The organism is Aquabacterium sp., assembly GCF_021768455.1.
In the GTDB taxonomy this organism is placed as follows: domain Bacteria; phylum Pseudomonadota; class Gammaproteobacteria; order Burkholderiales; family Burkholderiaceae_C; genus Aquabacterium.
Genome location: NZ_JAIZVX010000147.1, coordinates 1 through 10,466, shown reverse-complemented (window position 1 = coordinate 10,466; position 10,466 = coordinate 1). Strand labels below are relative to the sequence as shown.

Genomic DNA, 10,466 nt, shown 5'->3' with positions numbered 1-10,466 from the left:
TGGCCCTGGGCCTGGGGCTGGACGAAGCCTCCTGGCTGGGCACGGCCTACACCGCTGGCGAACTGGCCGTCATGCCCTTTGCCACCTGGTTTGCCGTGACCTTCTCGCTGCGGCGCTTTCACAGCTGGATGCTGGTGAGCGCCCTGGTGCTGGCCGTGGTGCTGCCCTTCGTGCACGACCTGAGCTGGCTGCTGCCCCTGCGCTTCTTGCACGGCATTGTTTCCGGCGCCCTCATCCCCATGCTGATGATGGCCGCCTTGCGCTTCCTGCCCATCCCGATCCGTCTGCATGGTCTGGCGCTCTATGCCCTGACCGCCACCTTTGCGCCCAACGTCGCGCTGTGGATCGCCACACAGTGGCTCGACCGCCTGGCCGACTGGCGCTGGGCCTACTGGCACCTGGTCCCCATCGGCCTGCTTGCCCTGGCCCTGGTGCAATGGGGCATCCCCCAGATGCCCCAGGCCCTGCCCCGACTGCGGCAAGCCAATTGGCCCGGCATGGTGCTGGGCGCACCGGGCCTGGCCCTGCTTGCAGCGGGCCTGGACCAGGGCCAGCGTCTGGACTGGCTGCAGTCCCCACTGATCGTGGCCATGCTGACCTCCGGTGGCGTCCTGACCAGCCTGTTCCTGCTCACCGAATGGCTCCACCCAGGCCCCTTCATCAAGCTGCAGTTGCTGGGTCGGCGCAACCTGGGCCTGGGCTTTGCGGTGTTCTTCCTGCTGCTGGTGTCGATGTCCTCCGGCGTGGCCCTCCCCTCCCTGGACCTGACAGCACAACACGGCTTTCGGGTCGAACAGTTGGTGCCGCTGGGCCTGATCGTGGGCCTGCCTCAGCTGGTGCTGGGGCCGCTCGTGGCCTTGCTGCTCTACCAGCGCTGGGTGGACGCACGCCACCTCTTTGCACTCGGCCTGGCCCTGATCGCCGCGGCCTGCTGGACGGCCTCGCGTGTCGACGTCGACTGGATGGCGCCGCAGTTCCTCACCGCTCAGCTCATGCAGGCCATCGGGCAGCCCCTGGCGGTGGTCTCCCTGCTCTTCCTCAGCACCAGCGTGGTCCAGCCCATGGAGGGGCCCTTTGTCTCGGGCATCGTCAACACCCTGCGGGCCTGCGGCACGCTGGTGGGCAGCGCCCTGGTGGCTCACCAGGTGAGCGAGCGCAGCAGTTTTCACGCCGACGTGCTCATGGGTGAGCTGGGCCGGCGCCTGAGCCAGGGCCTGGACACCACCGCCACCCCCAACCTGGGCACGCTGCTGGCGCAGCACGCCAACGTCCTGGCCGTGGCCGATGTCTACCGAATGCTGGGCCTGCTCGCACTGCTGCTGATCCCTCTGGTGCTGAGTCTGCAGCACATCCCGGCACCCATGACCTCCATGCCGCCCAGCCTGCCGCGCTCCTGAGCTGCGGCGCCCCTTTCCGCACCCGACCTCATTCCTGCCTCACCGGACAACGACCATGGCCTTCTCCATCCAAGCCCGATTGACCGGCGCGACCGTGCTGGTCGTCGCCACCGCTGCCGCAGCCTATGCCTACAGCCGTAGCTCCCCCGATACCCCCTTGCAATCTACCGATGACGCCTATGTCGAGGCCGACTACACCCAGGTCGCACCGCGCCTGTCCGGTACCGTCGACCAGGTGATGGTGGAAGACAACCAGCCCGTACAGGAAGGCCAGTTGCTCGCCGTCCTGGACGACCGCGACGCGCGCGTGGCGCTGGACAGCGCCACAGCACAGGTGCTCAGCGCCCAGGCCGCACTCAACAGCCTCAAGGCCCAACTGGCTCGACAACAAAGCGTGCGTGCACAGGCTCGTGCCACCGTCTCGGCAGACGAGGCCGCGCTGGCGCTGGCCGCTGCCAACCGCACCCGCTTCCAGGCCATGGCTCAGGATGGCTCAGGGACCTTGCAGGCCCAGCAACAGGCCGATGCCCAATGGTTGACACAGCAAGCCAACCGCGAGCGCGATCTGGCAGCGCTGCAAGGGGTGGACCAGCAAAGCGCCGTGATCCAGGCCGATGTCGAGAAGGCCCAGGCTGCGCTGATGGCCGCGCAAAGCGCGCACAAGGCCGCCGAGCTGAACCTGTCCTACACCCGCATCACGGCGCCCACCACCGGCGTGGTGGCGCAACGCAGCGTGCGGTTGGGGGCCTATGTGCAGGCGGGCAAGCCGCTGCTGGCGGTCGTGCCGCTCAAAGACGTCTATGTGACCGCCAACTTCCGCGAGACCCAGTTGGCCCGCATGCGTCCGGGTCAACCCGTGCGCCTCACGGTCGACGCCCTGCCCGGCGTACGCTTCACAGGCCATGTGAGCAGCCTGGCGCCCGCCAGCGGGGTGAGCTTCTCACCGCTGCCGGCCCACAACGCCACGGGCAACTTCACCAAGATCGTCCAGCGCCTGCCGGTGCGCATCGAGATCGACGAGAGCAGCCCGCAACGTCAGTTGCTGCGTGTAGGCATGTCGGTGCGCCCCGAGGTGGACGTGCGCACCGTCCGCTGAACCAGCCTGCGCGGCGGGTACGCCGTTGCCTTCTGGACGCTCAAGCTGGCAGCGCCTGCCGCCGCCACGCAAGGGGACTCATTCCGTGGTGCTGGCGAAACGCTCGGCTGAAGTGGGACGCATCATTGAAGCCCCAGCGGAACGCAATCTGGGAGACCGACTGGCGGCGCAGAGTCGGATCGCTCAGGTCCTGGCGACAACGGGCCAGTCGCTCCGACCAGAGGTACTCGGACGGGGAGAGGGTCTGGCTTTTGAACAGGCGGTAGACATGGGCCACCGACAGACCCACGTGGGCCGCGATCCGGTCGACCGTGAGGTCGCCATCGCCCAGGTTCTGCGCGATGAAGGCGCGGATGCGACCAAGGTGGTAGGACTCCAGCGCTGAGGGCGCCGCCGGCAAGCTGGCCGAAAGGGTGCTGAGTCCACCGGCCAGCAGGCTCAGGATGGCATCGGACACCGCCCCGCTGGCCACCCCTTCGAGGCGATCGGCCTGCTGGCAGGCCGCACCCATGGTCTGGGCGAGTAGCCGCCCCACACCTGAGGACCGCGAGACCTTGGTGGCCGTGACCTGGTCTGCGCCCTTGAAGAGTTCACGCAGTCGGCCTTCGTGCACCTTGAGGCAGCGCTCTTCAAAAGCCTCGCTGAACGAGAGGGTGTAGGGGCGCGCGCTGTCGTAGATGGCGAAATCGCCAGGTTCGAGCAGGGCCTCCCGGCCATCCTGCGCGATCAAGCCACGCCCCTTGACCTGCACGCTGACGATGAAGCAACGCTCGCCGGAGCGGGCGATGCCGCGCGGGCTGCGGTAGACCCGTTGCGGACTGGCGCGGACCTGGCTCAACTCCAGCCCAGGCAGGGCATGCTTGACCACATGACCGGCGAAGGGCCCTTGGGTCAGGGGCTCACATTCCAGCTGGACATAGGTGGAGCAGATCGTGTCCACCCAGTAGGCCACGCGGTCCTGAGACGCCACCGCATCGGTCGAAAACACACCCTTCATGTCCTGCACCCGTGTCTGAACCACCACGCACCCGGATCCCAGATCCGGACAGACCGATACCCTACGGCCCTTGGGGAAAGTCACGCAAGAGCAATGCCACCAAGGTGGCCAGGAGAGCCTCAGTCCAGCTGTGCGAGAGGCACGGACCAGGGTGCGCAGACCCTGCACTCAGAACAGCTTCATCAGGCGCAGGTTGAGTTGTTGCGACGTCTGCACGCCCGTGCGCACCGAAAGGTCGCGACCCCATTGCGCCTGCAACTGGGTGGTCTGATCGATGAAATGCCCCAGGGTGAGGCGGCCATAGGTCGAGCCCAGCGCATCGCCCTGGCGCACGCCGTCCACGGTGTTTTCGGCCCCCTGGATGTGCCCCACCCCCACGGACACGGTGGTGGCCGGGCTCAGGTTGTGGCGCAGGTGGCCCTGCACCTCGGTGCGCAGGGCGGTGGACTGCGTGGCATGAGCGGGCCCGAAGCGATTCTGGCGTGCAAACCAGGTGAGGTCGGCCGCGGTGTCCAGCGCCCACTGCGCGTTGAAGTGCCGCACATAGACGCCTTGCACCAGCAGCTTCCAGCGGTTCTCGCCCACGTTGAGCGGCCGTGCAGGATCGTGGCTGCCCGTGGGCAGGGTCAGGAAAGGCGCGATCGCCAGCACGTCGCGAGAGACCGGGTCAAGCAGGGTCTTGAAGGCCCCTCCCACGACCAGATCTCCCACCCCGTGAGTCTGGCCCAGCGAGGCGGCCAGTCCATCGCCCTTCACCTGGGCCATGGGCAGGATGAGGTTGGCATCGAAGGTGGTGTTCGCCGTGACCTGCAGGGTGCGGATGTAGCGCCAGATGGCCACCTGGCTGCGGACCTTGAAGCCGCTGACCACCTGCTCGCCATGGGCGTAGAGGTCGGTGCCCGAAGCCTGCTGCAGGTACAGCAGGCCGACTTGGGTGCCGGCGGGCAGTTGCTCGTAGTCTCCGGCCGTGATCTCCAGGGCGTGAGCAGAAGGGGCGAGCAGCGTCAGGCAGCCCAGCAGCGCGGCAGTCAGGGCGCGAAGGGCCCGGGGTGAAGGAATCGGCATGGTGTCTTACTCCTGTTCGGTCGGGGTGCGGGGGGCGGAGACCAGGGTCTGCAACAGCCCGGTGCGAGGGTGGCAATGGCGGTAGCTGAATTGCTGCTGGCGGGCTTCGGTCACGGTCACCTCGTGGAAAAGCTTGAGCTGCGCGGACGGGCCCAGGCTGCCCAGGTAGGCCATGGCCGCCCCGAAGATGGCCACATGGGTGGGATGCGATTGCGCCCAGGTTTCGAGGGCGCCCAGGTCACGCCACCAACTGAGGCCGAAGCTCTTCTCGATGGGCTCGCCACGGGCGTCCAGCACGCGCAGGTAGCGGTTGGCCAGGCAACCGACCTCCTGCCCCTGCTGGCTCAGGAAGTCCATGCCCTGACGCAGCACGGGCTCGACGTCGCGCAGGTACTGCTGGCGTTCCTGCGCCGAGGTGTCGGACCAGTCCTGCCCCGATCGGATCAGGCAGAGGTTGTCGACCGGTTGGACGCGAACCAGGCCATTGCCCAGGTCTTCCACGGTCGGCGCGCGCGCGCCCACCAGGGCATCGGTCTGCGCGGCGGGCAGGCGGTCGCGCATGCTGCCCCAGTAGCCGTGCTCGGTGATGTCCCCGCTCAGCCCGTCGGCCAGGCGGGCCACCCCCTCGGGCCGGTTGGAGGAAAACAAGGTCTCAAAACGCTGCACCGTGGGCTGCAGCACCTCGGCGTAGGTGCCCACGCCCTCGCCCCAGTGATCGCCTTCGGTCCAGGCGCAACCCAGGGTGTGCCACCAGCGCTGGTAGGCGACTGGATCACGCCAATAGGCCGTGAGCAGCAGGTTGGTGAAGCCGGCCGTGTCGACGAAGGTGGCGGCCTCCCAGTGATCCGGTCGGTCAGGAACCGACATGGCCTCGACGAGCCACGTCCAGGCAGGCCGGCAGGCCGAGGCCGCCTGAGCCTGGACACCGAAGTGGGCCATGACCAGCTGCTGCACGCTGGGCTGGTAGCGTGCCGAACGCGCCGGGAAGGGGGGCTGGTACCCCTCCGGGGCCCGGCGGGCCTGGGTGCGCGGGCAGCGCAGGTGCTTGGGAATGGCGGATTCCATCGCGTGTCCTCACTCGACCTGGGTGCTGACATCGGCCACCGCGTCGGCGGGATCACCCTGCGAGGGTGACCACGCCATCACGCGGTCACCTGGGGTCTTGTTCAGCAAGAGGCGGGTCACGTCAGGACGGGCGTAGTGGCCCACCGGGTCGGCCGCAGCCTTGGCCAGTGAGATCAGGCCGAGGTCGATGTCGGCGATCACCAGACCTTCGGCGTCCGGCGCCAGCGCGGTGCCCAGCTCAGTGCCATCCGGACCGTAGATGCGGGCATGGCCGCCGCCCTTGTGCAGCAGCTGGCGTTGCAGCTCGTCGCCGCACAGCATCTCGTGCATGGCGTCGGACACGGTGGCGCAGGGCGCGATCACGAAACACTGCCCCTCCACCGCATAGACACGGCTGATGGCGGTGTTCACCTCGGGGCCCAGGGCCTGGGCGGCCCCCGGGTAGACCGAGAAGCTGGGCCAGGCACCGATGTGGATCTGCTCGTGCTGGCCGTACAGGGCGTAGCGCGTCAGGGGCTGCAGGTGCTCCCAGCAATTGAGCATGCCCACGTTGCCGATGGGCGTCTGCACGACGTTGAGGTCGCTGCCATCGCCATCGCCAAACACCGTTCGCTCGACGTGGGTGGGACGCAGCTTGCGGCGGGTCATGCGCACCCGGCCGGTGTCATCGATCAGGGCCTGCGAAATGTAGAGGCTGCCGCCGGCGCGCTCGCTGTAGCCCGTGGACAGCCAGACACCCAGGTCGCGGGCGGCATCGGACAGGCGCTGGAATTCGGCCGAGCCGACCACCAGCCCGTTGTCAAAGTAGCGCTGCACATAGCTCATGCCTTGAGCTGGTGTGGTCAGCCAGATCCACCAGGGGTAGCCCGGGATCCACGTCTCCGGAAAGGCCACGAGCTTGACGCCCTGATCGGCCGCCTGTTTCATGATCGCGATGGTCTTGTCGATCGTCGCATCGAGATCGAGGAAGACGGGCGACGCCTGGACGGCGGCAACGCGCAGCTTGGGATGTTGGGGAACGGGCATGGTGGACTCCTGTGAGGTCGGCTTTCAAGGCCGGGTTGGGACAGGAGTCATGGTGCGCGGCAAGGCCCTTTCTGGCTTGCTCAGGCTTCACGTGTGGCTTGTGCTGGTTTCTCTGCGGTTGCTCACGGAACACGAGCCTGACATGCTGACCAGCGTGGCCCACCTCGATGCCCACGTCGCATCCAGGGTCCAAGCCACGCTTCATGGCTCACTGGCTCATCACCACCAAGCCTCCAACTGCACACCGAAGAGCGTGCTGGACGTCCGGCCGCCCGCACCAAAGCTGGTGCTCTGAGCGGTCGCGGCCGCGTCATTCCACGTGACGCGGGTTGCGTAGAGCCGGAGCTCAGGTCTCGTCCAGAAGTCCCCGCCCAGCGACAGTGCCGGGGCAATCGTCAGCTTGTTCAGTCGCTGCGTCGCCTGGCCGGTAACAGACCGGCTCGTGACACCGAGTTCGGCCAGCATCTTCAGGTTGCCGGTCACGGCATAAGAGACTCGGCCACCCAGCGAGGTGTCCTTCGTGACCACGCCGTCCGTGGGTCCGCCCTCGGCGGTGGCGTGCTGGTAGGCCAGCACCGTCTGCCCCCCGAAGCGGCCGGACTGCCAATTCAGCGAGTCCACAAGACGCCAGCTCTTTTGACCAGGATTCGGCACGGCCGGGTTGGTCACCTGCGTGACCACACCACCGTCGCCAACGACCAGACTCGTCGAGCCCGGTGCATCCAGGCCGCTGAACTGACCATTGAGCCCCGCGTGCCCATTGGCGGTCTGCACAAAGAGCGCGTGCTTCAAACCGGCAACCAGGAAGTCCTTCTGGTTGTGCACCAGCGACAGCCCTGCGCCATTGCCCCCATAGGCAAAGTCGCCCTGAACGGCTGTCAGCGTCACATGCAGATCACCGCCAGGGTTGGTTGCAATGTCCCCGACATCCAGGTTGAACCGCCGAGCGCGATTGGGATTCGCACCTTTGTTGTCAAAGCTGTCGCCCGAAAACAAGGCGGCACCCACCGTCACCGCCCCCACCTTGAGCCCAGTGAAGCCCGCGCCCAGGTTGTCGCCATAGTCTGCAAAGAACTTGTCGACGATGTGCACGTCCTGGATGCGCAAACGCCTCTGGCCACCCCAGAAGACCACCTCGGGCGCAAAGCTCAGGCCGGAGAACGTGCCATAGGCCTCCACCGTGCTCGTCGTCCCGTTCCACACAGCGGGCATGTAGCCGATGCCCATCTTTTGGCCGCCACCGACATCGAAGGTCTTGGCGATCCCCAACTCGATGCCATGGTCACCTTCGTTGCCGAGGCGAAACTTTTGTGCGTCTCCGCCCAGTGAATAGCCACCGCGCGGTGCGCCCGCGCTGCTTGAGTAAAAGCCACCTCTGGTGTAGCCTGAAAAATCGATCCCGGCGATCTCCACCGCTTGAGCAGAGGCTGCACACAGCGTCAAAGCGGCGGCCGCCGCCTGGCATGTTCTCTTTTGTGTTTTCATTTCATTTGTCTCCTGGAGGATGTGCCCAGCACTGCTCGGGCCCATGAATGGGGATGCATCAGCCCCTGCGTGAGGCACAAGGCGACACGCATGCGGATGGATGCAGGCAGGACGTCGGAGAAGCTGGCGGGCCATGGTGCAGCACAGCTTGAACGACAGATTTCGTGTGGGTTTTAGGCGCACCTGTTCTAGGCACTTTGCATAAAGGACCTCCCGTGGTTGACGAAGCAGATGGTGTGGTCAGCCAACCGGGTCAGGTCTTGCAACCCGCCCCGGTGCTCACTCAGCGTGTGATCACTGTTGGGGCGAGGTGCCCGCCCAGGCACGCATCAACATGTCGGTCAATGGCTCGCGCTCGATGGAGGCCGGGTTCCAGTAAGGATTGGCCAGGGCAAGGTCGATCACCTTCTCGGCATCTTCCAGGCGCATGCCCAATTCGCGCAGACTGAGTGGTGCACCCAGTTCACGTGCCAGCGCGTAGACCCCCGACGGGGCATCGTCGGCACCCAAGGCTCGAGCGATCCGCTGCATTGCCTCAGGCGCAGCCGCCCGGTTGTAGGCCAGCGCATGGGGCAGGATCACCGTGTGCGTCTGCGCATGAGGCAGGTTGCAGGTGCCCCCCAGCGTGTGGCAGACCTTGTGATGCAAGGCCATGCCCACGCTGCCCAGCACCGTGCCGCACAACCAGGCCCCATAGAGGCATTCACTCCTGGCGTTGAGGTCCTTGGGATTCGCCTTGATGGCGCGCAACCCCTTGGCCAAAGCACGAATGCCCTCCTCGGCCATCAGGCTCATCACGGGATTTCCGTCTTTGGCATACAGGCCCTCGGCCGCGTGGGCGATCGCGTTCAGGCCACTGACCACCGACATGTCCACCGGCAGCCCCAGGGTGAGGCTGGGATCGTACAAAACGGTCTTGGGCAAGACCCTTGGATCCTTGCCTGTGCGCTTCACGTTGTTTTCCGTGATCCCGAAAATCGGCGTCATCTCGGACCCAGCATAGGTGGTCGGAATGGCCAGGATGGGCAGGGCCGACTCGAGCGCAATCGCTTTGCCCAGGCCAATCGTCGATCCGCCGCCCACCGCAACGGCGCAGTCGGCCCCCAGCTCGCGCGCATGCTCCCTCGCCCGGCGCGCGCTTTCAATGGGCACGTGCATCTGCGCCCCATCGAACACCCCGGCACAAGACGGACCCAGCAGAGCCGCGACCTCCTCCGCTTGTGCGCGCTGCTGCGGCGTGCACAGCACGACAGCGCGTCGCGCACCCAGTGCCTGCACTTCGTTTTGAACAAGTCGCAGGCTTCCGGCACCAAACACAATGCGCGCCGAACTGGTCGTGTACGTGAAATCAAACATGGGCACCCCTGGCTAAGCCACCATTGGCATCAAAGATAGTCAACCTGGTATCGGGCAATGCGACAGTTGCCCAACTCGTTTCGGACGCGAAGGTGCTCCGGATGCTGGGCGTAGGCCTGCAGCGATTCAGCCGTCTCAAACTCCGTGTAGAGGACCATGTCGCAGGCGTAGTCCACGCGGCTGACATCCAGGCCGACTTCCAGTTTGAGCAAACCAGGAATCAGACCGGCCAAACCCTCAAATGCCTTTTTGACGCGCTGTGCGGTCTCAGCCCTTTGCTCGGGACTGTCGCCGCTCACATTCCACATGACGATGTGTTTGATCATGAATATCTTTCCAGTGCCATGCGGCACCAACAGGCAAGGCTCCGCCCTGAGGCCCATTCCTCAAAACCAACGAACGGCCTTTGAATCACGGCAGCCAGAGCTGGCTGCCGTCGGGAATCAAGCGCGACTCTTGTTGTAGACGTCGACGAACACGGCGGCCAGCAGCACCAGGCCCTTGATCACCATCTGGTAATCGACACCGATGCCCATGATCGACATCCCGTTGTTCATCACACCCATGATGAAGGCGCCGACCACGGCCCCCAGCACCTTGCCCACGCCGCCCGATGCCGAAGCACCACCGATGAAGCAGGCTGCGATCACGTCGAGTTCGAAGCCCGTCCCGGCCTTGGGCGTGCCACTGTTGAGGCGTGCCGCGAAGATCAGGCCAGCGAGGGCCGCCAGCATCCCCATGTTGACGAACGTGAAGAAGCTGATGCGCCTGACGTCCACGCCCGACAGCTTGGCGGCCTTGACGTTGCCACCGACCGCATACACACGGCGACCCAGCGTCGTTCGGTTCATCACGAAGGTGTAAAGACCGATCAAGGAACCCATGATCACGAGCACGGTCGGCAAGCCGCGATAAGACGCCAGCACGTAGCAGAAGAAAACGATCAGCGCCGTCAGCACGCCCTCTACATTCAGCAACA

The 10,466-nt window shown here is 65.8% G+C and carries 9 protein-coding genes and 1 pseudogene; 2 read left to right on the top strand and 8 right to left on the bottom strand.

Annotated elements, in window-relative coordinates:
• Together QZ994_RS16215 and QZ994_RS16210 are read left to right on the top strand one after the other, a co-directional pair.
• A partial coding sequence (locus tag QZ994_RS16215; protein ID WP_290873954.1) for an MFS transporter occupies positions 1-1,397 on the top strand: 1,397 nt, incomplete at its 5' end.
• Positions 1,398-1,452: 55 nt separating this feature from the next.
• Positions 1,453-2,493: an HlyD family secretion protein gene (locus QZ994_RS16210; protein ID WP_290873951.1), complete on the top strand. Its 1,041-nt coding sequence runs from the start codon at positions 1,453-1,455 to the stop codon at positions 2,491-2,493.
• Between the two features lie 40 nt (positions 2,494-2,533).
• On the opposite strand, the gene feaR is transcribed toward QZ994_RS16210, so the two are convergent.
• The 8 genes and pseudogenes from feaR to QZ994_RS16170 all read right to left on the bottom strand — a co-directional run.
• Positions 2,534-3,490, bottom strand: coding sequence for a transcriptional regulator FeaR (gene feaR / locus QZ994_RS16205; RefSeq protein ID WP_290873948.1), 957 nt, complete (start codon positions 3,488-3,490; stop codon positions 2,534-2,536).
• A gap of 168 nt (positions 3,491-3,658) precedes the next feature.
• The gene (locus tag QZ994_RS16200) at positions 3,659-4,555 is read right to left on the bottom strand and encodes a transporter (RefSeq protein WP_290873945.1); all 897 of its coding nucleotides are present in this window, start codon (positions 4,553-4,555) and stop codon (positions 3,659-3,661) included.
• Between the two features lie 6 nt (positions 4,556-4,561).
• Positions 4,562-5,620, bottom strand: a complete 1,059-nt coding sequence (locus QZ994_RS16195; protein WP_290873942.1) for a phenylacetaldoxime dehydratase family protein — start codon at positions 5,618-5,620, stop codon at positions 4,562-4,564.
• A 9-nt stretch (positions 5,621-5,629) separates the two neighbouring features.
• The gene (locus QZ994_RS16190; RefSeq protein WP_290873939.1) at positions 5,630-6,646 is read right to left on the bottom strand and encodes a carbon-nitrogen hydrolase family protein; all 1,017 of its coding nucleotides are present in this window, start codon (positions 6,644-6,646) and stop codon (positions 5,630-5,632) included.
• A gap of 219 nt (positions 6,647-6,865) precedes the next feature.
• Positions 6,866-8,176: a carbohydrate porin gene (locus QZ994_RS16185; protein WP_290873936.1), complete on the bottom strand. Its 1,311-nt coding sequence runs from the start codon at positions 8,174-8,176 to the stop codon at positions 6,866-6,868.
• A gap of 249 nt (positions 8,177-8,425) precedes the next feature.
• Positions 8,426-9,487, bottom strand: coding sequence for a maleylacetate reductase (locus QZ994_RS16180; RefSeq protein ID WP_290873932.1), 1,062 nt, complete (start codon positions 9,485-9,487; stop codon positions 8,426-8,428).
• A gap of 29 nt (positions 9,488-9,516) precedes the next feature.
• Complete coding sequence (locus QZ994_RS16175) at positions 9,517-9,813, bottom strand: Dabb family protein (RefSeq protein WP_290873929.1); 297 nt, start codon at positions 9,811-9,813, stop codon at positions 9,517-9,519.
• A gap of 117 nt (positions 9,814-9,930) precedes the next feature.
• Positions 9,931-10,466, bottom strand: a pseudogene (locus QZ994_RS16170) (sugar ABC transporter permease); the annotation flags it as partial.